Origin of the sequence: Aeromonas sp. 1805 (assembly GCF_013085525.1) — a bacterium.
Classification (GTDB): domain Bacteria; phylum Pseudomonadota; class Gammaproteobacteria; order Enterobacterales; family Aeromonadaceae; genus Aeromonas; species Aeromonas hydrophila.
In genome coordinates this window covers 3,156,176-3,179,846 of the sequence record NZ_CP038515.1, presented here as the reverse complement: position 1 = coordinate 3,179,846, position 23,671 = coordinate 3,156,176, and the positions used below count along the sequence as shown (strand labels likewise).

Here is a 23,671-nt window from a genome sequence, read left to right as displayed (position 1 = left end):
TTTCACATTCCGCAGGTGTTTGAGTCGAACTCAGACCCCGGCCTTGGCCAGGGCGGCGGAGACGATCTGCTGGGCTTCCTGCTGGATGAGGTCCAGGTGCGCCTCGCCCTTGAAGCTCTCCATGTAGATCTTGTAGATGGACTCGGTGCCGGAGGGGCGCGCCGCGAACCAGCCGTTCTCGGTCACCACCTTGAGGCCGCCGATGGCCGCATCGTTGCCCGGCGCCTTGGTCAGCTTGGCGATGATGGGCTCGCCGGCCAGGGTGGAGGCTTCCACCAGCGCCGGATCCAGCTTGGAGAGCACCGCCTTCTGGGCGCTGTTGGCCGGGGCGTCGATGCGACGATAGCTGGAGCGACCAAACTTGGCTTCCAGTGCGTCGTAGTGGGCCTGCGGATCCTTGCCGGTCACCGCCAGAATTTCCGCTGCCAGCAGCGCCAGGATGAAGCCATCCTTGTCGGTGGTCCAGACGGTGCCGTCTTTGCGCAGGAAGGAGGCGCCCGCGCTCTCCTCGCCGCCAAAGCCGAACTCGCCGCTGTAGAGGCCATCCACGAACCACTTGAAGCCGACCGGCACCTCTTTGAGGGTGCGGCCAATCTCGCCGGCCACCCGGTCGATCATGGAAGAGGAGACCAGCGTTTTGCCGACCGCAGACTCTTTGGACCAGCCGGTACGATGGGTAAACAGATACTGGATCGCCACCGCCAGATAGTGGTTCGGGTTCATCAGGCCGGACTTGGTGACGATGCCGTGACGGTCGTAGTCAGGGTCGTTGCCAAGGGCGATGTCGAACTTGTCCTTGAGGGCAATCAGGCTGGCCATGGCGAACGGGCTGGAGCAGTCCATCCGGATCTTGCCGTCTTTATCCAGGGTCATGAAGGAGAAGGTCGGGTCGACCTTGTAGTTCACCACCTCGATGTTCAGACCATAGGTCTTGGCGATGACGTCCCAGTAGGCGACGCCGGAGCCGCCCAGCGGATCGACACCGATCTTGATGCCGGCCTGCTTGATGGCCTCCATGTCTAGCACGTTCTTCAGGTCATCCACATAGGGCGTCACATAGTCGTGCAGGGCCACGAACGGGCTCTTGAGGGCCTCGGCGAACGGCATGCGCTTCACCCCGGCCAGACCCGCTTCCAGAATCGCGTTGGCGCGATCCTCCACCCACTTGGTGATCTCCCCTTCGGCGGGGCCACCATGGGGTGGGTTGTACTTGAAGCCACCATCTTCCGGCGGGTTGTGGGACGGGGTGATCACCACGCCGTCGGCACGGGCAGCCGGTTTGCCCGCGTTGTGGCGCAGGATGGCGTGAGAGATGACCGGGGTCGGGGTAAAACCGAGGCCGGCCTGAATGCGAGTCTCGACGCCGTTGGCCGCCAGCACTTCCACCGCGCTGGCAAAGGCGGATTCAGACAGGGCATGGGTATCCATGCCGACAAACAACGGGCCCGTGATGCCGGCCTGCTGGCGATACTCCACCAGCGCCTGGGTCACCGCCAGGATGTGGGATTCGGTGAAGGCGTTGTGCAGGGCGCTGCCGCGGTGACCGGAGGTGCCGAAGGCAACCCGCTGCTCGGGGCGGCTCATGTCGGGCTTGTTGAGGTAGTAGGCGCTGACCAGACGGGGGATGTTGGTCAGGTCGCTCAAACGGGCCGGCTGACCGGCGTGGGAATGCTGTGCCATGGCGTTGTCCTTGCTTGATGGCGGCCTTGCCCGGCAAGGCCTGAGTCTGATGAACCGTTAAATTGCGCCGCACACCCGGGCGATCACCTCGTCGCCATACCCCATGCTGGTCATCAGCTGGGCCACCATGTTCTGCTTGCGACTGGTGTTGGTATTGGTGATCACCCAGAACGGGGTCTCCGGCACCGGCTTGGGCTTGGTGGTGCTGCCGCTGGCGCGCAGGGCATCGGGATCCCGCGAGAAATAGACGCGCTTGCGCCCCTTGATTTCGGTGGCCTGGGTAAATCCGACCGGGTCATCCCGGTAGAGGGTACTGAGCACCTGCATGAAGCGGTTGATGGACTTCTCTTCTTTTTGCAGCTCGCCAGAGTCGAGCAGCGCCTCCAGCCCCATGGCATCGGCCACGACGTGCGGCTGGGCCGTCGTCACCGGCTCGGCAACCGGCGCAGCCTGGTTGGCGGGCTGTTCCAGCAGGCGGCGCAGGATATCGGAGGCACTCTCGCCGATGTGCCGGGTCTGGCTGGCGATATAGAAGTAGAGATCGTCATCAAGCTCGATGGTTTTCATAGGGATGCGCTGGACTCGTCGAAATTCGGATGCGGCGATTATACATAGGCAAACCCGGCAGCCCAAGCAAGGGGCGGACAGATGTGCATGAATCTCATCGAGAATACGGCATAATAGCGGGCCAAGTGTGTGATCCGTCGCACTGATAGCCGATCTGGCAGACTTTTTTTAGAAAAAAAACCACACTTTTTTGCTCCGCAATGAGTGAAATCCTTTTCTTTCCAGTGTGTTAAATCACAACGTGCAACGCACTCACGACCGACAAGGTGTCATTTTGCAACAAAACCCATTATTGAACTTCAAGGAGCAGGGCCAGGGCCAGCCCGTCGTGCTGATCCACGGGCTGTTCGGCAGTCTGGACAACCTCGGCCTGCTGGCGCGCCCGCTGAGCGAACAATACCGGGTCATCAGCGTCGATCTGCGCAACCACGGCGCCTCCTTTCACTCCGACGAAATGAGCTACCCGGCCCAGGCCGCCGATCTGCTCGCCCTGCTGGATAAACTCGGGCTTGAGCAGGTGGCCATCGTGGGTCACTCCATGGGAGGCAAGGTGGGCATGCAGCTGGCGAAGCTCGCGCCAACGCGCGTTGCCAAGCTGGTGGTGGCCGATATCGCGCCGGTCGCCTACCCCCACGCCCGCCACCAGAATGTGTTCGCCGGCCTCAACGCCACCCTCGAACAGGTTCCGCAAAGCCGCAGCGAGGCGGAAGCCATCCTGGCGCAGCACATCGAGATCGCCGGCGTACGCCAGTTCTTGCTCAAGTCGTTTGCCAAAACAGGGCACGGCTGGAGCTGGCGTTTCAACGTCCCGGCCCTTGAGCGCAACTACGCCAACATCATGGGCTGGCCCGATGCACAGAGCCGTTTCGAGGGCCCAGCGCTCTTCATCAAGGGGGGGATTCCGACTACATGCAACCCGAGCATACCGAGACGGTGATGGCGCAATTCCCCGCCGCCAAGGCCCGGGTCATCGCCGGTACCGGTCACTGGCTGCACGCGGAAAAGCCGGTTTTGTTCAACAAACTGGTTGTGGATTTCCTGTCGACAGGCGGTTAACAGTTTCAAATCCTTTGTGATATAGTGCGCCCGTCATAAGGAGTGTGCGCAATCCATGCTAAGTGAACATATCGACCTGATTGAGAGTCTGGGCCTGAAGTTATTCTTTGTGGCCATTTTCGTATTGATTGGCCTGGCCATTCAGGACGTGCTCAAACGCGGTAACGTGCCCCGTTTTGGCCGACTCATCGTCTGGTTGGTACTCTTCCTGGGTTGTGCAGGTTTTGTCGCCAAGGGGCTGATCGAACTGGGCTGGGAAGGCTCAGGCATCGGCTAACTTATTTTCATCTGTGATGTATGGCCAAACAGCAAACTGATCGAACAACACTGGATCTGTTCGCAAATGAGAAGCGCCCCGGCAGGCCAAAGACCAACCCACTCCCCCGCGAGACCCAGCTCAAGATCAACAAGCGCAACCAGCTCAAGCGCGATCGGGAGAACGGTTTGAAGCGGGTAGAGTTAAAGGTGGAGGCCGAGTTGCTGGAACGCCTGAACCAACTTGCGTTACAACAGAACGTCAGCCGAGCCGAGCTGATCCAATCTATCCTGAAGCAACAGATTGAGTCTGCACATGCTGCAGGCATCACAATCTGACCGTTAAGCATTAACACCAGATACGGGTAACTAAACACTATGGCTAGTGTAGGTCTGTTTTTCGGCAGCGATACCGGTAATACCGAAGCTGTCGCCAAGATGATCCAGAAAGAACTGGGCAAACAACTGATTGAAGTCCGTGACATTGCCAAGAGCAGCAAGGCCGACATCGACAGCTTCGATCTGCTGATGTTCGGTATCCCGACTTGGTACTATGGCGAAGCCCAGGCCGACTGGGACGACTTCTTCCCCGAGCTGGAAGAGATCGACTTCACCAACAAGCTGGTCGCCATCTTCGGATGCGGCGATCAGGAAGACTATGCCGAATACTTCCTCGACGCCATGGGCACCCTGCGTGACATCGTCGAAGCCAAAGGCGCCATCGTCATCGGCAACTGGCCAACCGCCGGCTACGAATTCGAAGCCTCCAAGGCACTGGTGGACGACAAGCACTTCGTGGGTCTGGGCATCGACGAAGATCGCCAGCCAGAGCTGACCGCCGAGCGCGTCAAGGGCTGGTGCAAGCAGCTGCACGAAGAGATGTGCCTGGCCGAGCTGGAGTGATCCAGGCTCGCCAGCCTCTCTGACAACAAGGGCCCCCGCGGGGCCCTTGTTGTTTCTGACTCAGCCTCTTTCGCCACTTCGGTGTTCCGGTTTGGCCCGCACATAGAGGGTGCGCTTGACCTGGGCCACCAGCTCACCGCTTTGATCCTGCACCGTCACCTCGAACTCGGGGAAGTGCTTGTCTCCCCCATCGGTCGCCGCCACGATGGCAGCCAGCTTGCCGTCGGTCAGGTTGAATTCGGCCACCAGCTTGCCCTTGCCCGGCTTGATGTAGTTGATGCTGCCCGCCTTGTCCCAGACGTAATAGCGGTTCTTGAAATAGCCCATCAGCATCAGTGGATAGATGGGATCGGTCATCGCAAACATGCTGCCGCCAAACTGGGTACGGTTGGCGTTCTTGTTCCACCAGCGGGACTTGAGGGTGACCCGGCAGAAGCGAAAATCATCGCTCAATGTCTCTATCTTGATGCCGGCGCCCCAAAAGGGGGGCCAGGCGTTGAGGGCGCGGCGCACCCAGGCCGCATTGTCAAAAAGCCAATCCATGGATCTCATCCGACCAGACAGTGAAGAAGGTTACATTTTATCAACATTCACCAAACGAGCAAGCCGTCACGAGAATCCGTCCAATTCCACCGGATGGCGCCATCTGCGCTAAAGCCCTTGAATTACTGGGTTTATTTTTAGGTGAGCTACGACCTATAATGACAGGCCAAGCGAGTTCGTGGTTGCCATTCCAGCGGCAGTCAATCAGAATAACCACACCTTCGAGAATGCGAATAAATAGAATATGGCAGACAACAACCAAGCGTTAAAAAAGGCCGGGCTCAAGATCACCTTGCCCCGTGTCAAAATCCTGGAAATCCTGCAACAGCCGGACTGCCAGCACACCAGTGCGGAAGATCTGTACAAACGACTGATCGACCAGGGTGAAGAGATTGGTCTCGCTACCGTATATCGCGTTCTCAACCAGTTTGATGATGCCGGTATTGTTACCCGTCACCACTTCGAAGGGGGCAAGTCGGTGTTCGAACTGGCCACCCAGGAACACCACGACCACCTGGTCTGCCTCGACTGCGGCAAGGTGATCGAGTTCTCCGACGAGGTGATCGAGCAGCGCCAGCGCGATATCGCCCAGCAGCACAACATCCGGCTGACCAATCACAGTCTCTATCTGTACGGCCACTGCGCCGCCGGCGAGTGCAAGCACGAAGATTGACCCGCCAGACAGAGCCAATAAAAAAGCCAGCATCGCGCTGGCTTTTTTGCGTCCGTCATTTAGAACCCGCTTAAGCTCTTGCTCCGAGGTCGTGCTCAAGGCTCACCTGCTGCTCAAAACCCTCACGTATCTCTATACGCGCCGGTTCCTGTGCCGCTTCACCTTGCTGACAACCTCTCGTCACAGCTCGTAAACAGGCTCCCAGATCAAGAAAGGGCAGGGTCTCCCCTGCCCTCTTCTGTTATCAGGCCTCGGCCTTGCCCCACACGTCGCGCAGGGCCACGGTGCGGTTGAACACCAGATGCTCCGGGCTGGAGAGCTTGTTGTCGGCGCAGAAGTAACCTTCACGCTCGAACTGGTAAGCCTGCTCCGGCTTGGCGTTCTTCAGGGAGGCCTCGACACGGGCACCCTCGATGATCACCAGGGAGTCCGGATTCAGGGCCGCTTCGAAGTCCTCTTCGGCGCCCGGGTTCGGCACCTTGAACAGGCGGTCGTAGAGACGCACTTCGGCCGGCAGGGAGTGAGTGGCGCTGACCCAGTGGATCACCCCTTTCACCTTGTGACCATCAGCCGGATCCTTGCCCAGGGTCTCGGGATCGTAAGAGCAGTAGATGCAGGTGACCTTGCCATCGGCATCTTTCTCGACCCGCTCGGCCTTGATGACGTAGGCATTGCGCAGGCGCACTTCCTTGCCCAGCACCAGTCGCTTGAACTGCTTGTTGGCTTCTTCTTTGAAATCCGCTTCATCGATGAGGATCTCGCGGGTGAAGTTCAGTTCGCGGGTGCCCATCTCGGCGTTGTTCGGGTGGGCCGGGGCAGTCAGCACTTCGTCGGCGGCCAGGTTCTCGATAACCACCTTGACCGGGTGCAGCACAGCCATGGCGCGCGGGGCATTCTCGTTGAGATCTTCGCGGATGCAGGCTTCCAGCATGCTCATCTCGACGATGTTGTCCTGCTTGGTCACGCCGATGCGCTTGCAGAACTCGCGGATGGAGGCCGGGGTGTAGCCGCGACGGCGCAGACCGGAGACGGTCAACATGCGCGGATCGTCCCAACCGTCCACGTGCTTCTCGGTCACCAGCAGGTTCAGCTTGCGCTTGGACATGACGGTGTATTCGAGGTTCAGCCGGGAGAACTCGTACTGACGGGGGTGGCAGTCGATGGTGATGTTGTCCAGCACCCAGTCGTACAGACGACGGTTGTCCTGGAATTCCAGCGTACAAATGGAGTGGGTGATCCCTTCCAGGGCGTCCGAGATGCAGTGCGTGAAGTCATACATCGGGTAGATGCACCACTTGTCACCGGTCTGGTGGTGGTGGGCAAACTTGATGCGATAGATGACGGGATCGCGCATCACCATGAAGGGAGATGCCATGTCGATCTTGGCGCGCAGGCAGGCGGCGCCTTCGGCAAACTCGCCGTTCTTCATCTTCTCGAACAGGGCCAGGTTCTCGGCCACCGAGCGATCGCGGAACGGGCTGTTCTTGCCCGGCGCAGTCAGGGTGCCACGGTATTCGCGCATCTGCTCGGCAGAGAGCTCGTCCACGTAGGCCAGCCCCTTCTCGATGAGCTCGATAGCATAGCCGTGCAGCTTGTCGAAATAGTCGGAGGAGTAGCAGATCTCGCCGTTCCACTGGAAGCCGAGCCACTGCACGTCCTGCTTGATGGACTCAACGTACTCGATATCTTCCTTCACCGGGTTGGTGTCGTCGAAGCGCAGGTTGCACTGGCCCTGGTAGTCGCGGGCGATGCCGAAGTTCAGGCAGATGGACTTGGCGTGACCGATATGGAGATAACCGTTCGGCTCGGGCGGAAAACGGGTATGCACGCTGCTGTGCTTACCGCTGGCCAGATCTTCATCAATGATCTGACGAATAAAGTTAGTTGGGCTGTTCGCCTGACTCATGGCTCACCTCAAAAATGCGTCACTGGCGGAAGTTGTGCCGGCTGGCACCCTCATACCCCCGCCGTCAAGCCGGATATGATCCCTCATTACGCGCCCTGTCTCAACCTGAATTTGCCCGTTTCGGGGTACTGGCGCCGCAAAACGCCCTGCACTGGTGGCCGGTTTGACTGACTGACGAAAAAAAGACCCCGCGCGAGGCGGGGTTCAAGGTGATGAAAAACAAAAACAGACAATATACACACACAACAAAGGCTCACACGCACAGTCAACCTTTCCCAAGCCCGATGGCCATCGCCCTTGGGAAAGGCGGGTCTTGCGACCCACCTTGCGTTATGGATTGAAGGCTATCAGTTCAGCTCGGTGACGCGGCTGGTGCGCTTGCCATCGAAGCTGGTGGTACGCAGGTAGACCTTGCCATCCACGGTCGGCTTGGCTGCAGCGTCGTAGGCGCTCCAGCTCTTGCCATCCAGGCTGTACTGGATGGGCAAGCCCGGCAGATCCACGTTTGCTTCCAGCACGCCGTTCACCACCTTGGCGCCCGGTACGGAGAGGCGGTATTCCACCCCGGCCTGGTCCAGTTTCGGCAGCACGCGCTGACCCAGTACGTTGGCGAACTGGTTCCACTCCTTGTTCAGGGTGGCCTTGTTGACGAACTTGGTAGTACCGGAGAACTCGCGGTTCTTCACGTAGTCCAGCTCGAAGCCGCCCTTGTGCCAGGCACGCTCGGCCATGGAGAAGATACGCGGGTAGACCATGTACTCGTATTGCGCGTCGGTACGCACGGTTTCACTCCACTGCTGACCGGAGATCCCCTTGAACTTGACCGGATCCTGGTCACCCTTGGCCACGAAAGCGTTGCCGTCGCGGTCAACCGAGGTTTCGGCGTTCTGCGGCAGGTTTTCCGGGGCGAAGGCGAACACCTTGCGGGTGTCGTTGAAGCGGGTAGCCCAGTAGTAGCCGCGCTCGGCCGGGTGTACCTCGTTCGGGAAGTCGAAGTAGAGGTAATCCGGGTTGGAGAGCACCACGTCATAGCCCTTGTGCGCCCACTTCATCGCTTCGTTGAAGCCACCCCAGTAGAGGGTTTCCCAGAAGTTGACACGAGTCTTGTCAGTGGCAAACACGCTGGCATCCGTGGCGTACTTCAGACCATCTTCCCACGCCTGCAGGGTGGAGAAGCCGTGGCCCTTGACCATTTCGCTCACTTCCTTGGCGAAGTAGACCGGCAGCTCGGCCACGTCCTTGATCTTGCCATCGTCGATCATCTTCTGGCACATCGGCGACTTGCCGAACGGCTTGTCCTGCTTGCTGGAGTCGACGTTGCCCTTCCAGGCGACCAGCTCTTCTTTCTTGGTGACGGCCGGATCCTGGTAACCACCGCCCTGCATGATGTTCTTCGCCTCGTCACCACCGTAGTGCCAGGCGGTCAGCGGCTGGCCGGCGGCCTGGTGCATCTGGGCCACTTCGTCCATCACCTTGGCCACGAAGGTAGCGGCGCCCGGCTGGCAGGGGTTGATGAAGGACATCTTGTCGTAGAACTGCACCGAGGTGACGTTGGAGGTATCGGCCGGGTCAGTCAGACGGAACTGGTTGGCTTCGGTCTCTTTACCTTCAGCCATCAGGCGCTTGTAACGCGCTTCCATGGAGACCACGGCGGCACGGGCGTGTGCCGGCATGTTGATCTCGGGGATCACGGTCACGCCGCGGGCCTTGGCATAACGAACCAGGTCGATGTAGTCGGCCTTGCTGTAGAAACCGGAACCCTGGTTGTCGCTGGTCGGGCCGGAGCCCAGCTGCGGCATCAGGCACTTGGTTTCGGACTCGTCGTGGCAACGCTGGCTGCCGACGTCGGTCAGCTCCGGCAGACCCGGGATCTCCAGACGCCAGCCTTCATCGTTGGTCAGCCCCAGGTGCAGCACGTTGAGCTTCATGGCGGACATCTGGTCCACCAGCTTCTTCAGAGTCTCTGGGCTTCTGAAGTGACGGGCCACGTCGGTCTGCATGCCACGGTATTCAAAGCGCGGCGCATCTTCGACATGCATCTGGCTGACCAGCTTGTCGTTGACCCCCAGGAGGGAGATCAAGGACTGGGCCCCCCAGAAGGCGCCTTCGATGTCATGACCCTGCACCACAGTGCCTTTCTGGCCGATGGTCATGTCGTAGCCTTCGGCCTGCTTGAGCTTGCTGCCGAGCTTGATGGTCACTGGGTAGCCGGTGTCGGAGAGGGTAACACCCAGCTTGGTCAGTTGAGCCTTCAGGGCTTCGGCGCGATCGCTCGGCAGGTCCAGGGCATTGAGCTTGATGGTGGAGAAGTCGACCTGCGGGCCGGCCTTGACCACCTGCTTCATCGGGGTCGGCAGGATCTGGTTGTCGACCTTGCCAGCCGGCAGCAAGCTGCTGGTCTGGTTGGCGGCGAAACGGGTTTCGCTGTTCATCAGGATGTTGTTGTCATCCTTGGTGCGCTTCCAGCCGTCGGCCGGCATCGGCTTCTCGTAGGTGGTGGCATCGTCGATGTTGCTCATGCTGGCCAGCACTTTCGGCTCGGCCCCTTCGCTGGCGACATACCAGTTCGGCATGATATCAGATTCGAACAGTACCCAGTACTCCACCACCAGCGGCACTTCGACCGTGGCATCCTTGGCAAAGCCCTGGAACTTCTCGGTCGGCGTCAAACGATAGAGGTCGCCGGTCAGGTGGGTGATGGTGAACTGGTCGTTGTCCACCCGCTGGATGCGGCGGATGGAGGAGACATAGATGCTCCAGTCTTTGGAGGTGACGTCAGCACCGGTATTGGTCAGGTGCAGCTTGGCAACGCCGCAGCTCGCCCACTCGGAGCCCAGCGCCTGGCAGTCGAGGCCGGCGCCGGCACCGTCGTTGGTGACGACTTCGTACTTGACGACGAGGTTGCTGGCGAGGGCGTCGACCACGGCTTGCTTGGCGGCATCGGCTGCCTGTACCTGGCTGACGAAAACGGTAGACATGGCAATGGCTAACAGAGAATGTTTCAAGTTCATAACTGCTGCTCTCATTTGAAGTAAAGGTTGGATTTTCTTGGCTTTTTTTATATGGGGCCCCGAGGCGGGGCCCTTAGTTATGTCAACAATGGACTTAGACTTGAGGCGAGCTTGGCGCCCGATTAACGCAGGGCCTTCATCTCACCGGCGATGATTTCGGCCAATGGGCCCAGAATCACCTGCAGGTTCTGCTCACCGAGCTTGACCACACCGGCCGCGCCCAGGGCTTTGAGCTTGCGCTCGTCAACGATGCTGCGGTCTTTCAGGGTCAGACGCAGACGGGTGATGCAGGCATCGATGGTCACCAGGTTCTCCTGACCGCCCAGCACTTCCAGATACTGGCGTGCCAGTTCGGTACGGTCGGTGGTCTGAGCCTGTGCCGGTACTGCTTCGTCATCTTCACGACCCGGAGTTTTCAGGTTGAACTTGACGATGACGGCGCGGAACACCACGTAGTAGAGACCGAAGAACACCAGGCCTTGTACCAGCAGCATGTACCAGTGGGTCGCCAGCGGGTTACGGCTGGAGAGCACCATATCCACCAGACCGGCACTGAAGCCGAAGCCGGCAATCCACTGCATGGAGGCAGCGATGAACACGGACAGACCGGTCAGCAGGGCGTGGATGACGTACAGCACAGGTGCCACGAACATGAAGGAGAACTCGAGCGGCTCGGTCACCCCGGTGAAGAAGGCGGCAAAGGCGGCTGCGATCATGATGGACGCAACTTTCTCTTTGTTCTCTTTCTTGGCGGAGTGGTAGATGGCCAGCGCGGCACCCGGCAGACCGAACATCATGATCGGGAAGAAGCCAGCCTGATACATGCCGGTCACACCCACGATGCCCTTGCCGGCGTCGATGGAGGACTGGCCGCCCAGGAAGTTCGGGATGTCGTTGATGCCGGCCACGTCGAACCAGAACACGGAGTTCAGGGCGTGGTGCAGACCGACAGGGATCAGCAGGCGGTTGAAGAAGGCGTAGATACCGGCGCCGGTGGAGCCCAGGCTGACGATGGATTCACCAAAGCTCACCAGACCACCGTAAATGACCGGCCAAACGGCCATCAGGATGAAGGAGACGACGATCATCACCACGGAGGTTACGATCGGCACCAAACGGCGGCCGGAGAAGAAAGCCAGCGCCTTGTGCAGTTCCACGCTGCTGAAGCGGTTGTAGAGCTCAGCGGCGATGACACCACACAGGATACCGACGAACTGGTTGCTGATCTTGGCAAAGGCAGCCGGAACCTGATCGGCCGGGATACCCTTGATCTGGGCAACGGCGCCCGGACTCAGCAGCGTGGTCACCACCAGGAAACCGACCAGACCGGCCAGCGCGGCAGAACCGTCTTTGTCTTTGGACATACCATAGGCAACACCGACAGCGAACAGCACGGGCATGCTGTCGATGATGGCTGCGCCGGCCTTGATCAGGAACGCGGCGACAGGACTGCCACCACCCCAACCATTCGGGTCAATCCAGTAGCCAATCCCCATCAGGATCGCGGCGGCAGGCAATACCGCTACCGGCACCATCAGGGCACGGCCGATCTTTTGCAAATAACCGAGAATGTTCACGGTTCCTCTCCTTAGTTAATGTTTTTCTAGAAATTAAGTGCTTATCACGTTTGACGCATAAGCCATCAAGGCTTGATTGGCAGTCTAGGGCTTTTATTTCGCTGCGCAAATTAATAAACCTATAATCGTGATCATTATCACCCAAACGAGATAAAGGTGGCGGATAGATGTGGCTTAGTTCGCAATCTTTATTTACGCTATAAAACAACTTGAATCCGTCCCAGTCTATTTGCCGCCGACATCCCGGCAGCAACCCGTACAGAGGTATCTACAATGCGCCTGATCCCGTTGAAATCTGCCAGCCAAGTGGGCCTGTGGTCTGCCCGTTACATCGTTGACCGTATCAATGGGTTCAAACCCACTGCCGAGCGCCCCTTCGTACTGGGCCTGCCCACTGGCGGTACCCCGCTCAACACTTACAAGCGCCTGATTGAACTGCATAAAGCCGGTGAAGTGAGCTTCCAGAACGTGGTCACCTTCAACATGGACGAGTACGTCGGCCTGCCGGAAGATCACCCCGAGAGCTACCACAGCTTCATGCACAACAACTTCTTCAGCCACATCGACATTCGCCCCGAGAACATCAACATCCTCAACGGCAACGCGCCGGATCTGGTGGCCGAGTGCAAGCGCTACGAAGACAAGATCAAGTCCTACGGCAAGATCCATCTGTTCATGGGCGGTGTCGGCAACGACGGCCACATCGCGTTCAACGAGCCGGCCTCCTCCCTCTCCTCCCGCACCCGGGTCAAGACCCTGACCGAAGACACCCGCATCGCCAACTCCCGCTTCTTTGGCGGCGACATGGAGCAGGTGCCCAAGCTGGCGCTGACCGTGGGTGTCGGCACCCTGATGGATGCGGAGGAGATCATGATCCTGGTGACCGGTCACGGCAAGGCCCAGGCCCTGCAGGCCGCGGTAGAAGGTAGCGTCAACCACATGTGGACCATCTCCACCCTGCAACTGCATCCGAAGGGAATGATGGTGTGTGACGAGCCCTCCACCATGGAGCTCAAGGTCAAGACCGTGCGTTACTTCCAGCAGCTCGAAGCCGCCAACATCGGCCGTCTGTAAGGAGTCACCATGTACGCATTGACCAACTGCACCCTCTACACCGGCAGCTGCGTGCTGACCGGTTACGGGGTGGTCATCGAGGGCGACAAGATTGTCGCCATCTCCCGCCTGGCCGAACTGCCGGCCGGCATCGAACGCATTGATCTCAAGGGTGCCAACCTGAGCGCCGGTTTCATCGACGTCCAGCTCAACGGCTGTGGCGGCGTCATGTTCAACGGCCACATCACCACCCAGACCCTGGCGACCATGCAGGCCGCCAACCTGAAATCCGGTACCACCAGCTTCCTGCCGACCCTGATCACCAGTCCGGACGCAGACATGAAGCAGGCCGTCGCCGTCACCCGCGACTACATGGCGGCGCACCCCAACGAGGTACTGGGCGTCCATCTGGAAGGGCCCTACACCAACCTCAAGCGCAAGGGGATCCACCCGGCCGAGCAGATCCGCCAGCCCGCCGACGAGATGATCGACTTCTTCTGCGCCAACGCGGATGCCATCGCCAAGATCACCCTGGCGCCGGAGCGCAACAAGCCGGAGCACATCCGCCGGCTGGTGGAGGCCGGCATTCTGGTCTCCGCGGGCCATACCGCTGCCAACTATGACCAGGCCATGGCCGGCTTCGACAACGGCATCCGCTTTGCCACCCACCTCTACAACGCCATGACTCCGACCGTGAACGGCCGCGAGCCGGGCGTAGTCGGTGCCATCTACGATCGCAAGGATGTCTACGCCGGCGTCATCGTCGACGGTCATCACGTGCACTGGGCCAACGTGCGCCTCGCGCACAAGATGCTGGGAGAGCGACTGGTGCTGGTCACCGACGCGACCGCACCGGCAGGGGCACCGGAAGGCTTTGAGAAGTTTGATTTTTGTGGCGCAACCGTCTATTTCCGCGATGGTCAGTGCGTCGACGAGAATGGTACACTCGGCGGCTCTGCCCTCACCATGATTGAGGGGGTGGAGAATCTGGTCAAACAGGTCGGATTACCGCTCGATGAAGCACTGAGAATGGCCACCCTTTACCCTGCTCGCGCCATTGGATGGGACTCACGTCTCGGTAGTATCCAGGTCGGAAAAATAGCCAACCTGACTGTCTTTGATCAGGCCTTCACGGTCTGCGGGACCGTGGTTAACGGACACTACACAACACAGTGACACTATGACTGGCGGACAAATAGCAAACGTAGATCTTATCAAGCAGGTCAACAGTGCAGCCGTGTATCGGCTCATCGACCTACAGGGGCCCATCTCGCGGGTCAAAATTGCCGAGTTGAGTCAGCTGGCCCCGGCCAGCGTGACCAAGATAACCCGGCAACTGATCGAGCATGGCCTGATCAAGGAGACCTCGCCGCAAGCCTCCACCGGCGGACGGCGCGCCATCTCCCTGACCACCATCAAGCATCGCTTCCAGTTTGTGTCCGCCAAGCTCGGCCGCGGCTACCTGCAGCTCGCCCTGTATGACCTCGACGGCAAGGAGCTCGATCAGCACATCACCCAGGTGACCGAGATCGAGCAACAACCGGTGGTCGACATGCTGCTGCGGGAGATCGGTGCCTTCATCGACTCCCAGCAGGATCGCAGCCGCAACCTCATCAGCATTGCGCTGACCATGCCGGGTCTGGTCAATCCGGAATCGGGCATGGTCATCTACACCCCCAAGTACCAGATCCGCAATCTGGCGCTGGCCAAGCTGCTGGAAAACCACTTCAACCTGCCCTGCTACGTGGGCAACGACACCCGCTCGCTGGCACTGGCCGAACACTTCTTCGGCGAGTCCCGCGACTGCATGGACTCCATCCTGGTGAGCGTCCACCAGGGGGCGGGCTCCGGCATCATCACCAAGGGCAAGGTATTCCTCGGTCAGAACCGCAACGTCGGCGAGATCGGCCACATCCAGGTCGAGCCGCTCGGCAAGCGCTGCCACTGCGGCAACTTCGGCTGCCTGGAGACCATCGCCTCCAACGAGGCCATCGTCGACAAGGTGAAGGAGCTCATCAGCCGCGGCCACTTGAGCTCGCTGCAAGAGAAGCACATCACCATCCAGGAGGTGTGCAAGGCGGCCATGGCCGGTGACGAGCTGGCCCGCAGCGTGATCGAGAACGTGGGTGAGCATCTGGGACGGGCGGTGGCCATCACGGTCAACCTGTTCAACCCGCAGAAGGTGCTGATCGCGGGCGAAATCACCGCCGCCGAAGAGATCCTGTTCCCGGCCATCCGCCGCTGTGTGGAGCACCAGTCGCTGCCGAGTTTCCATCGTGGCCTGCCCATCGTGAAGGCACGCTTCCAGAATCAGCCCACCGTCGGCGGTTTCGCGCTGGTGAAGCGGGCCCTGCTGGAAGGGGATCTGCTGCAGATCATCATGGAGCAAAAGTAAGGCCCCGGCCTTGCAAGACAACAACGGCAGCCAGTGGCTGCCGTTTTTATTGATAGATTCTTCAAGCGTAGGTTCGATTAGCCTCATAGCGGCGTAATCGGACGCGGTGGCTCACCCTGCCCGGCACGGTTTGAACAGATCCAGCGCCCCGTTGTAGACCTGAGTCTGAACATCCATGATGCCGAGCATCGAGTGGAACAGATTGTCGTGGGAGAAGCGCTTGCTGGCCGCCTCCTGCTGCAGACAGGTCATATCCAGCTGGCGATCGGCCTGCAACTGGGGGGAGAACCAGGTCATCAGCGGCACCCGGGTCTGATCGTCCGGCGCGAACTTGTAGGGGGTGCCGTGCAGGTAGAGCCCCATGGCCCCCAGAGATTCGCCGTGATCCGACAGATAGACCAGCCCCACGTTGTAATCCTGCTCCAGCGTCTTGAGCTTGTCGATGAGACGGGCCACCACCTTGTCGGTGTAACGGATGGTGTTGTCATAGGTGTTGACCAGCTCTTCATTGGTGCAGTTTTCGATGTCGCTGCGCGGGCAGTCCGGCACAAAGGTCCGCTCACTGGCGGGATAGCGGCGATAGTAGGTCGGGCCGTGGCTGCCCATCAGATGGAAGGCCACCAGCTTGTTGCCCTTCATCTGCGCGATCTGCCGATCCAGCCCCTCCAGCATCACCTCGTCGTAGCAGGAGCCTCCCTGGCAATACTGGGGAAAATCCTTGGCCTCGATCTCGATGGTGGGCACGTTCTTGCACACCCCCTTGCAGCCGCCATCATTCTCCTTCCACAGCACGGAGACGCCGGCGTGCTGCAGCACATCCAGCATGCCGTCGCGGGACTGGGCCAGGGTGTCGTCATAGCCACGCCGCGTCAGGTTGGAGAACATGCAGGGCACCGAGACCGCGGTGGCGGTGCCGCAGGAACGCACGTTGCGAAACGAGACCATGCCCGATTCCCGCGCGGTGAAGCTGTTGGTGGCCTTGCCATAACCGTTGAGGGAGTAGTTCTGGCTGCGCGCCGTCTCCCCCACCACCAGGAACATCAGGGTCGGCTTGCCGCCCTGCCCCACCACCCTGGCATCCGTGCCCAACTGCTGATACGGGATCGGAGTGGCAAACAGGATGTCGGTGGCGTAGCGATAGAGGCCGTGCACATAGTTGGCGGGCACTATCTCCTTGCCGAGGGACTTGTTGTTGCGCCCGACCGAGGCGTAATCCTGGTAATAGAGCGCCGCCACCCCCACCAGAAACAGCAGGGACAGGGCGATGGAGCCGAGCCGCAGGCCCAGCCCCTTATACCAGGGACGGGGATACTCTATCTTCACCCACAGCAGGGCCAGCGCCGGCAGCAGGCCGGTCAGCACGAACCAGAGCAGGATGGAGGCATTGAAGTAGGAGGTCGCCTCCCCCGTGTTGGTCTCGACGATGTTCTGCACCATGCTCACGTCGAAGATGACGCCGTACTTGAGCATGGCGTAGCTGACCACGGATCCCATCAGGATCAGCAGCACGAAGAAGGGCTTGAGCAGATAGCGAAAGGTAAAGGGCAGGAACACCGCGTTGAGCGCGGCCAGCAGCACGAAGGGGATCGAGAGGGCGAAACCCGTCTTGACGTGTTCCAGCTTGGTGAGAATGGTGTAAAAGTGCAGGAAAATGGGCCAGTTGAATACCAGTGCAAACAACAGCACCAGCAACAGATTCACCTTCATCACACCCAGGGTGATGCGCATAACGATACTCCGACAAACCAGGCAGGACAGGGGCCACAGAGGGCACCTCTTGTTGCAGTCTCGCTTGCCGAACCCTCCTCCCGAGGTGATGGCGGCAAGGGGCAGCGAGGCCCGGACACGGCAGGCAGCTTAAAAAGCCAAACTTAAGGGAAAATTAAGGCGGGCAATGCCATGGTCGGACAGCCTTCAGGCGTCAGGTCATCACAAGAAAAACGGCAGCCGAGGCTGCCGTTTCAGCGGGGGCGAACAGAGCGTCGCCACCTGGGTGTTCACGAACCGGGTTACAGGGTCGCGGCGACTTCGTCGGAGATGGAGCCGTTGTGGTACACCTCCTGCACGTCGTCCAGATCTTCCAGCATGTCGATAAGGCGCATCAGCTTGGGCGCGGTCTCGGCATCCAGCTCGGCTTCGGTGGACGGGATCATGGTCACTTCGGCGCTCTGGGGCTTGAAGCCGGCGGCTTCCAGACCATCGAGCACGGTGCCGAAATCGTTCGGGGTGGTATACACCTCGATGGAGCCATCCTCTTCGGTCACCACGTCGTCGGCACCGGCTTCCAGGGCGGCATCCATCAGGGCATCTTCATCGACGCCCACGAAGGTCAGCAACCCTTTCTTGCTGAACAGATAGGCAACAGAGCCATCGGTGCCCAGGTTGCCACCGCACTTGCTGAAGGCGTGACGCACTTCGGCAACGGTACGGTTGCGGTTGTCGGTCAGGCACTCCACCATGACGGCAGAGCCGGCCGGGCCGTAACCTTCGTACACGATGGTCTCGAGCTGCTCGCCATCGCCACCGCCGGCGCCACGCTGGATGGCACGGTTGATGGTGTCGCGGGTCATGTTGCCGGTCAGGGCAGCCGCCACCGCCGCACGCAGGCGCGGGTTGTTGGCAGGATCGGCATCACCCAGACGCGCGGAGGTAGTGATTTCGCGGATCAGCTTGGTGAAGATCTTGCCGCGCTTGGCGTCTTGCGCCGCCTTGCGGTGTTTGATGTTGGCCCATTTACTGTGACCTGCCATAGGGACTCTCCGTTATTTTTGAATATCAGTAACACTGGTCATGACTAATGCAAGGGAAAGGCCGCATTGCTGCGGCCTTTGCTGCCGGTAACGGCTTATTCATCACCCTTGACGGTGGTCGCAATCGCCAGCTCGCCCAGTTGGGCGGCGTTGGCAAAGCTGGGGGCGTCTGTCATCAGACAGGCGGCCGCCGTGGTTTTCGGGAAGGCAATCACGTCCCGGATGTTTTCAGTACCGGTCAGCAGCATGCTCAGACGGTCCAGGCCGAAGGCCAGGCCGGCGTGCGGCGGGGTACCGTACTTCAGGGCGTCCAGCAGGAAGCCGAACTTCAGGCGCTGCTCGGCCGGGGTAATCCCCAGGATGTCGAACACGGTGGCCTGCATCTCGCTATTATGGATACGGACAGAACCGCCACCCACTTCGTAGCCGTTGATCACCATGTCGTAGGCGTTAGCGTAAGCGCCTACCGGGTTGGCTTTCAGCTGTTCCGGGCTCAGGCCGCTCGGCGCGGTGAACGGGTGGTGCATGGCCGCCAGACCGCCTTCGCCATCTTCTTCGAACATCGGGAAGTCGATGACCCACAGCGGCTTCCAGCTGTTCTCCAGCAGACCCAGATCACGGCCCACTTTCAGACGCAGGGCGCCCATGGCATCGCACACCACTTTCTTGGAGTCGGCACCGAAGAAGATGATGTCGCCGTCGGCAGCGCCGGTACGGGCCAGGATCTCGCGCACGATGGCGTCGGAGAGGAACTTGGCCACCGGGGACTGTACCCCTTCGATGCCGTTGGCCGCTTCGTTGACCTTCATCCAGGCCAGGCCCTTGGCACCATAGATGCCGACAAACTTGGTGTACTCGTCGATCTGCTTACGAGAGAGCTCGGCGCCGCCCGGTACTTTCAGGGCTGCCACGCGGCCTTTCGGATCGTTGGCGGGGCCGGCGAACACGGCGAACTCGACCGCGGTCAGCAGATCTGCCACATCGACCAGCTCCATCGGCAGACGCAGGTCCGGCTTATCGGAGCCGTAGCGACGCATGGCTTCGTCGAAGGTCATGATCGGGAAGTCGCCCAGATCCACGTTCAGGATGTGCAGCCACAGTTTGCGGATCATCTCTTCCATGATTTCACGCACCTGCGGTGCGGTCATGAAGGAGGTCTCCACGTCGATCTGGGTGAATTCCGGCTGGCGGTCGGCACGCAGGTCTTCGTCGCGGAAGCACTTGACGATCTGGTAGTAGCGATCGAAGCCGGACATCATCAGCAACTGCTTGAACAGCTGCGGGGATTGCGGCAGGGCGTAGAACTTGCCCTTGTGCACGCGGCTCGGCACCAGGTAGTCGCGGGCCCCTTCCGGGGTCGCCTTGGTCAGCATCGGGGTCTCGATGTCGAGGAAGCCGTGCTCGTCCATGAAGCGGCGCACGAAGGCACTGGCCTTGGCGCGGGTCTTCAGGTACTTGGCCATCTCGGGGCGACGCAGGTCCAGGTAGCGATACTTGAGGCTCACCTCTTCGCTGTTGACCTGGTTGAAGTCCAGCGGCAGCGGCTCGGCACGGTTGATGATGGTCAGCTCGTGGGCAAACACCTCGATGGCACCGGTGGCCATGTCGCTGTTGCGCTGGGAGTCGGGACGGGTGCGCACCACGCCGGAGACCTGAATGCAGAATTCGCCGCGCAGTTCGGAGGCCAGGGCAAAGGCGTCCGGTTTGTCCGGATCGAAGAACACCTGCACGATCCCTTCCCGGTCGCGCATGTCGATAAAGATGAGGCCGCCCAGATCGCGACGACGATGGACCCAACCGCACAATGTAATGGTCTGCCCTGCATGGGCCTCATTGACCTGTCCGCAATAGATAGAGCGCATGGACTTCTTCCTTCGAATTTGTAGAGAGACGGTTAACCTGGGTCGCCGGGCACGACTGGCAAGCACCGTCTGTCTCACAGCTGGCCAGATCCTGTTCTTGCCCGGTTTGAAATCTGTCTCGTACCGTCCGACCGCCGGGATCGGACACCTGCCGCCGATATCGGCTCGACCAGAGGCGGCTGGCAAGCGGCCGGGGTGTCGGGCGGAGGGCATCGGCAAGCGATTGTTGTTTGGCCGCATCATGGCCGCTGCCGTCGTCACAATATGCGTACAGCGGCGTGAGTCACAACAAATTGGCAAACAAAAGGGCTGGCATTATAGAGGAAAACCCCCATTTGGGTAAAATGGCCAGCAGCCTCCTTTGCCCTGTTTTTTACATCCCGGGGCAAAAAAGGGGGATAAAACGAGATAAACCCGCAGACAGGATCCCTCATGAGCCTCTTTTTGGGCCTGCCACAATGGTCTCACCCGGCCTGGCCAGGTCACTTGCTGGGCGTGGGCGCCAAGCCCGCCGAGCACCTCGCCCACTATGCCCGGGTATTCAACACGGTGGAAGGCAATACCACCTTCTACGCCTCGCCGACCCCCGACACGGTCCGGCGCTGGGCCGATGCGGTGCCCGCCCACTTTCGGTTCAGCTTCAAGTTTCCGCAAACCATCAGCCACCAGAGCGATCTGGTGAGCGCCGACAAGCAAGTGAGCGACTTCATCCGCCTGCTGGAGCCCTTGCACGACAAGCTGGGACTGCTCAAGCTGCAGCTGCCCGCTCGCTTCGGCCCACAGGGACTGCCCCGTCTGGCGGCCTTTTTCGAACGGCTGCCGCCGGCGTTTCGCTATGCCCTAGAGGTGCGCCACCCCGATTTCTTCGCCAAGGGCGAGGCGGAACGGCAGTTGAACCGGCTGCTGATGGAGAGAGGCATCAACCGCATCATGCTCGACAGCCGGCCGTTGTTCTCGGTGCCAGCCACCACGGCAGCCATGATCGATGCCCAGGGCAAGAAGCCGAGACTGCCGGTGCACCTGCTGGCCACCGCCAATGCTCCCGTGGTGCGGCTCATCGGCCTGCCGGATCCGGCCGCCAATCACCCCTTCCTGCCAGGCTGGCTCCCCCACTGGCGCCAGTGGCTGACGGAGGGCAAAGATCTCTACCTCTTTATACATACGGCTGACAACGCCCAGTCCCCCGAGCTGGCCCGTCAGGTTACCCGCCTGCTGGGGGAAGAGATGGCCCCCTGGCCGGGGGAAAACGATCGCGCACAGCAGGGCGTGCTGCCCTTTTAGTCAACCGCCTCACCCCGTCTTCCCCGCCGCGAAAAAAAGCCGTTTTTTTGTGGCCGGACGGGGCTTGGCGTCAAGACAAACGCCGACCTTTCCTCTACACTAGCGCCCCAAGTAAGGACCCGGACCGCCAGCCCAGCACAATCCGATGCAGGCAGGCATCCGGCGCCATAAACAGGGCCCAGACGCCAGTGCGCTGCAACTCGTTGCCGCAGATGGTGCCGCCCTCAGAAAGGACCAGGATGATGGTCCATTGCGAACGGAACCGGCCCGATGGATCTCAAGGCCCGCCACCCCGTTCGTGAACCGGTGACGATCCGGCCCGGACCGGTGTCACCCAACGATTCAATTGAACAAAACAGTCGGTTCGCGCACCGGCTGTCAGGTTGCGCCAGCATGCATACCAAAGATCAGATTTTTGCCGCCCCTATCGCTCGATTGGGGGATTTTTGCTTTGACGAACAGGTCGTCGATGTCTTCCCCGACATGATCCAGCGCTCGGTGCCGGGTTACAGCAACATCATCTCCGCCATCGGCATGATGGCCGCCCGTTACGCCCAGCCACAGAGCCGGCTCTATGACCTCGGCTGTTCGCTCGGCGCCGCCACCCAGGCGATGCGTCGCCACGTCACCCAGCCCGGCTGCCACATCACGGCGGTGGATCTCTCCCACCCCATGATCGAGCGCGCCCGCGCCCACCTCTCTGGCTTCAAGTCCGAGGTGCCGGTGGAGCTGGTGGAGGCGGACATCTGCGACATCGCCATCGAGAACGCCTCCGTGGTGGTGCTCAACTTCACCCTGCAGTTCGTCGAACCCGAGAAACGGGCCGCCCTGATCCAGCGCATCTTTGATGGGCTGCGCCCGGGCGGGATCCTGATCCTGAGCGAAAAGTTCCGCTTCGAAGATGCGCCGGTCAACGAGCTGCTCATCGACCTGCACCTCGACTTCAAGCGCGCCAACGGTTACAGCGAGCTGGAGATCAGCCAGAAGCGCACCGCCCTTGAAAACGTGATGCGCACCGACAGCCTGCCGGTCCATCAGGCCCGCCTGCGCGATGCCGGCTTCGCCCATCAGGATCTCTGGTTCCAGTGCTTCAACTTCGGCTCCATGATTGCCATCAAATCGAGCGAGCCTGCCCAGCCATGATCGACTTTGCCAATTTCTATCAGCTGATCGCCAAGAATCGGCTGAGCCACTGGCTGCATACCCTGCCCGCCCAGCTGCACGCCTGGCAGCACGACAACCAGCACGGCGATCTGCCGCGCTGGAACCGCGCCCTCAACAAGCTGCCGCAGGTGGCCCCCGGCCACATCGAGCTGCACAGCCAGGTCGAAATCGGCTCGGCCGAGAACCTCGGCGAAGGGGAACGCAAGAAGGTGGAGAGCCTGCTGCGCCACTTCATGCCCTGGCGCAAGGGGCCGTTCACGGTGCACGGCATCCACATCGACACCGAGTGGCGCTCCGACTGGAAGTGGGATCGAGTGCTGCCCCACATCAGCCCGCTTGCCGGTCGCTACGTGCTGGACGTGGGCTGCGGCAGTGGCTACCACCTCTGGCGCATGGTGGGTGAAGGGGCCAAGCTGGCGGTCGGCATCGATCCGAGTCCGCTGTTCCTCTGCCAGTTCGAGGCCATCCGTCACTTCACGGGCAACGACCAGCGTGCCCACCTGCTGCCGCTCGGCATTCAGGAGCTGCCGGAGCTGCGGGCGTTTGACACCGTCTTCTCCATGGGGGTGCTCTATCACCGAAAATCCCCCATCGAGCACATCGAGCAGCTGCGCAACCAGTTGAAAGACGACGGCGAGCTGGTGCTGGAGACCCTGGTGATCGACGGCGGCGTCAACGACGTGCTGGTGCCCACCGATCGATACGGCAAGATGCGCAACGTCTGGTTCATCCCCTCCAGCGCGGCCCTCAAGCTGTGGGTCGAGCGCTGCGGATTTACCGATGTGCGGATTGTCGACGAGAATATGACCAGCACCGACGAACAGCGTCGTACCGACTGGATGATTAATGAATCCCTGAGTGATTATCTGGATCCAACCAATCCCGCACTCACGGTAGAAGGACACCCGGCACCGAAACGTGCCGTACTGATTGCCAGAAAGGCCAAAGACTAGCCGATGGCGGCTGTGGAAGTTACACTGACCCAATTCCAGGAA

20 protein-coding genes and 1 pseudogene are annotated in these 23,671 nt (G+C 60.5%); 11 read left to right on the top strand and 10 right to left on the bottom strand.

Annotated features, from left to right (window positions below):
* Positions 1-30: 30 nt before the first annotated feature.
* Positions 31-1,680 carry a phosphoglucomutase (alpha-D-glucose-1,6-bisphosphate-dependent) gene (gene pgm / locus E5E96_RS14995; RefSeq protein WP_043164826.1) on the bottom strand — a complete coding sequence of 550 codons (1,650 nt, stop codon included), beginning with the start codon at positions 1,678-1,680 and terminating at the stop codon, positions 31-33.
* 57 nt (positions 1,681-1,737) lie between these two features.
* Positions 1,738-2,247 carry a replication initiation negative regulator SeqA gene (seqA, locus tag E5E96_RS14990; RefSeq protein WP_139392625.1) on the bottom strand — a complete coding sequence of 170 codons (510 nt, stop codon included), beginning with the start codon at positions 2,245-2,247 and terminating at the stop codon, positions 1,738-1,740.
* Between the two features lie 292 nt (positions 2,248-2,539).
* Between seqA and E5E96_RS14985 the strand changes: the two are divergent.
* The 4 genes and pseudogenes from E5E96_RS14985 to fldA all read left to right on the top strand — a co-directional run bounded on the left by E5E96_RS14985 (position 2,540) and on the right by fldA (position 4,461).
* Positions 2,540-3,303 (top strand): annotated as a pseudogene (locus E5E96_RS14985) (alpha/beta fold hydrolase).
* Between the two features lie 55 nt (positions 3,304-3,358).
* Positions 3,359-3,580 carry a DUF2788 domain-containing protein gene (locus E5E96_RS14980; RefSeq protein WP_011705431.1) on the top strand — a complete coding sequence of 74 codons (222 nt, stop codon included), beginning with the start codon at positions 3,359-3,361 and terminating at the stop codon, positions 3,578-3,580.
* A 20-nt stretch (positions 3,581-3,600) separates the two neighbouring features.
* On the top strand, positions 3,601-3,897 hold the full coding sequence (gene ybfE, locus E5E96_RS14975) for a LexA regulated protein (protein WP_011705430.1): 297 nt from the start codon (positions 3,601-3,603) through the stop codon (positions 3,895-3,897).
* Between the two features lie 39 nt (positions 3,898-3,936).
* On the top strand, positions 3,937-4,461 hold the full coding sequence (fldA, locus tag E5E96_RS14970) for a flavodoxin FldA (protein ID WP_011705429.1): 525 nt from the start codon (positions 3,937-3,939) through the stop codon (positions 4,459-4,461).
* Between the two features lie 60 nt (positions 4,462-4,521).
* Here fldA and E5E96_RS14965 read toward each other — a convergent pair whose 3' ends face one another.
* The gene (locus tag E5E96_RS14965; RefSeq protein ID WP_024943809.1) at positions 4,522-5,004 is read right to left on the bottom strand and encodes a DUF4442 domain-containing protein; all 483 of its coding nucleotides are present in this window, start codon (positions 5,002-5,004) and stop codon (positions 4,522-4,524) included.
* A 244-nt stretch (positions 5,005-5,248) separates the two neighbouring features.
* Between E5E96_RS14965 and fur the strand changes: the two genes are divergently transcribed.
* Positions 5,249-5,677, top strand: a complete 429-nt coding sequence (gene fur, locus E5E96_RS14960) for a ferric iron uptake transcriptional regulator (protein WP_011705427.1) — start codon at positions 5,249-5,251, stop codon at positions 5,675-5,677.
* 244 nt (positions 5,678-5,921) lie between these two features.
* On the opposite strand, the gene glnS is transcribed toward fur, so the two are convergent.
* From glnS to nagE, 4 genes are all read right to left on the bottom strand, one after another.
* Positions 5,922-7,583, bottom strand: coding sequence for a glutamine--tRNA ligase (gene glnS, locus E5E96_RS14955; protein WP_171282495.1), 1,662 nt, complete (start codon positions 7,581-7,583; stop codon positions 5,922-5,924).
* A gap of 100 nt (positions 7,584-7,683) precedes the next feature.
* The gene (locus E5E96_RS22860) at positions 7,684-7,827 is read right to left on the bottom strand and encodes an Ada metal-binding domain-containing protein (RefSeq protein WP_080644403.1); all 144 of its coding nucleotides are present in this window, start codon (positions 7,825-7,827) and stop codon (positions 7,684-7,686) included.
* A 103-nt stretch (positions 7,828-7,930) separates the two neighbouring features.
* Positions 7,931-10,594: a beta-N-acetylhexosaminidase gene (locus E5E96_RS14945; protein ID WP_124251887.1), complete on the bottom strand. Its 2,664-nt coding sequence runs from the start codon at positions 10,592-10,594 to the stop codon at positions 7,931-7,933.
* 122 nt (positions 10,595-10,716) lie between these two features.
* Entirely contained in the window at positions 10,717-12,171 is a 1,455-nt protein-coding gene (gene nagE, locus E5E96_RS14940) for an N-acetylglucosamine-specific PTS transporter subunit IIBC (RefSeq protein WP_011705424.1), read from the bottom strand.
* 273 nt (positions 12,172-12,444) lie between these two features.
* Here nagE and nagB point away from each other — a divergent pair, with 273 nt between their 5' ends.
* From nagB to E5E96_RS14925, 3 genes are read left to right on the top strand one after another with little or no spacing between them, the layout of a single operon-like run.
* Positions 12,445-13,245: a glucosamine-6-phosphate deaminase gene (nagB, locus tag E5E96_RS14935; RefSeq protein ID WP_011705423.1), complete on the top strand. Its 801-nt coding sequence runs from the start codon at positions 12,445-12,447 to the stop codon at positions 13,243-13,245.
* Positions 13,246-13,254: 9 nt separating this feature from the next.
* Positions 13,255-14,400 carry an N-acetylglucosamine-6-phosphate deacetylase gene (gene nagA / locus E5E96_RS14930; RefSeq protein ID WP_017409813.1) on the top strand — a complete coding sequence of 382 codons (1,146 nt, stop codon included), beginning with the start codon at positions 13,255-13,257 and terminating at the stop codon, positions 14,398-14,400.
* Between the two features lie 4 nt (positions 14,401-14,404).
* Entirely contained in the window at positions 14,405-15,619 is a 1,215-nt protein-coding gene (locus E5E96_RS14925; protein WP_016350209.1) for an ROK family protein, read from the top strand.
* A gap of 111 nt (positions 15,620-15,730) precedes the next feature.
* Here the strand turns inward: E5E96_RS14925 and E5E96_RS14920 are convergent, their stop codons facing one another.
* The 3 genes from E5E96_RS14920 to aspS all read right to left on the bottom strand — a co-directional run bounded on the left by E5E96_RS14920 (position 15,731) and on the right by aspS (position 20,231).
* The gene (locus E5E96_RS14920; protein WP_171282494.1) at positions 15,731-17,347 is read right to left on the bottom strand and encodes a phosphoethanolamine transferase; all 1,617 of its coding nucleotides are present in this window, start codon (positions 17,345-17,347) and stop codon (positions 15,731-15,733) included.
* Positions 17,348-17,628: 281 nt separating this feature from the next.
* A complete protein-coding gene (locus tag E5E96_RS14915) occupies positions 17,629-18,369 on the bottom strand; it encodes a YebC/PmpR family DNA-binding transcriptional regulator (protein ID WP_011705419.1) in 741 nt (246 codons plus the stop codon).
* A gap of 95 nt (positions 18,370-18,464) precedes the next feature.
* Positions 18,465-20,231, bottom strand: coding sequence for an aspartate--tRNA ligase (gene aspS, locus E5E96_RS14910; protein WP_016350206.1), 1,767 nt, complete (start codon positions 20,229-20,231; stop codon positions 18,465-18,467).
* Between the two features lie 432 nt (positions 20,232-20,663).
* Between aspS and E5E96_RS14905 the strand changes: the two genes are divergently transcribed.
* The 3 genes from E5E96_RS14905 to cmoB all read left to right on the top strand — a co-directional run bounded on the left by E5E96_RS14905 (position 20,664) and on the right by cmoB (position 23,629).
* The gene (locus tag E5E96_RS14905) at positions 20,664-21,512 is read left to right on the top strand and encodes a DUF72 domain-containing protein (protein ID WP_171282493.1); all 849 of its coding nucleotides are present in this window, start codon (positions 20,664-20,666) and stop codon (positions 21,510-21,512) included.
* A gap of 393 nt (positions 21,513-21,905) precedes the next feature.
* A complete protein-coding gene (cmoA, locus tag E5E96_RS14900; protein WP_011705416.1) occupies positions 21,906-22,655 on the top strand; it encodes a carboxy-S-adenosyl-L-methionine synthase CmoA in 750 nt (249 codons plus the stop codon).
* Complete coding sequence (gene cmoB / locus E5E96_RS14895; protein ID WP_171282492.1) at positions 22,652-23,629, top strand: tRNA 5-methoxyuridine(34)/uridine 5-oxyacetic acid(34) synthase CmoB; 978 nt, start codon at positions 22,652-22,654, stop codon at positions 23,627-23,629. The genes cmoA and cmoB overlap by 4 nt, the downstream gene beginning before the upstream one ends.
* Positions 23,630-23,671 lie beyond the last annotated feature (42 nt).

Coding starts and splice junctions, on each gene's coding strand:
- pgm (WP_043164826.1), bottom strand. CDS start 1,680: ATGGCACAGCATTCCCACGCCGGTCAGCCGGCCCGTTTGAGCGACCTG.
- seqA (WP_139392625.1), bottom strand. CDS start 2,247: ATGAAAACCATCGAGCTTGATGACGATCTCTACTTCTATATCGCCAGC.
- E5E96_RS14980 (WP_011705431.1), top strand. CDS start 3,359: ATGCTAAGTGAACATATCGACCTGATTGAGAGTCTGGGCCTGAAGTTA.
- ybfE (WP_011705430.1), top strand. CDS start 3,601: ATGGCCAAACAGCAAACTGATCGAACAACACTGGATCTGTTCGCAAAT.
- fldA (WP_011705429.1), top strand. CDS start 3,937: ATGGCTAGTGTAGGTCTGTTTTTCGGCAGCGATACCGGTAATACCGAA.
- E5E96_RS14965 (WP_024943809.1), bottom strand. CDS start 5,004: ATGGATTGGCTTTTTGACAATGCGGCCTGGGTGCGCCGCGCCCTCAAC.
- fur (WP_011705427.1), top strand. CDS start 5,249: ATGGCAGACAACAACCAAGCGTTAAAAAAGGCCGGGCTCAAGATCACC.
- glnS (WP_171282495.1), bottom strand. CDS start 7,583: ATGAGTCAGGCGAACAGCCCAACTAACTTTATTCGTCAGATCATTGAT.
- E5E96_RS14945 (WP_124251887.1), bottom strand. CDS start 10,594: ATGAACTTGAAACATTCTCTGTTAGCCATTGCCATGTCTACCGTTTTC.
- nagB (WP_011705423.1), top strand. CDS start 12,445: ATGCGCCTGATCCCGTTGAAATCTGCCAGCCAAGTGGGCCTGTGGTCT.
- nagA (WP_017409813.1), top strand. CDS start 13,255: ATGTACGCATTGACCAACTGCACCCTCTACACCGGCAGCTGCGTGCTG.
- E5E96_RS14925 (WP_016350209.1), top strand. CDS start 14,405: ATGACTGGCGGACAAATAGCAAACGTAGATCTTATCAAGCAGGTCAAC.
- E5E96_RS14920 (WP_171282494.1), bottom strand. CDS start 17,347: ATGCGCATCACCCTGGGTGTGATGAAGGTGAATCTGTTGCTGGTGCTG.
- E5E96_RS14915 (WP_011705419.1), bottom strand. CDS start 18,369: ATGGCAGGTCACAGTAAATGGGCCAACATCAAACACCGCAAGGCGGCG.
- aspS (WP_016350206.1), bottom strand. CDS start 20,231: ATGCGCTCTATCTATTGCGGACAGGTCAATGAGGCCCATGCAGGGCAG.
- E5E96_RS14905 (WP_171282493.1), top strand. CDS start 20,664: ATGAGCCTCTTTTTGGGCCTGCCACAATGGTCTCACCCGGCCTGGCCA.
- cmoA (WP_011705416.1), top strand. CDS start 21,906: ATGCATACCAAAGATCAGATTTTTGCCGCCCCTATCGCTCGATTGGGG.
- cmoB (WP_171282492.1), top strand. CDS start 22,652: ATGATCGACTTTGCCAATTTCTATCAGCTGATCGCCAAGAATCGGCTG.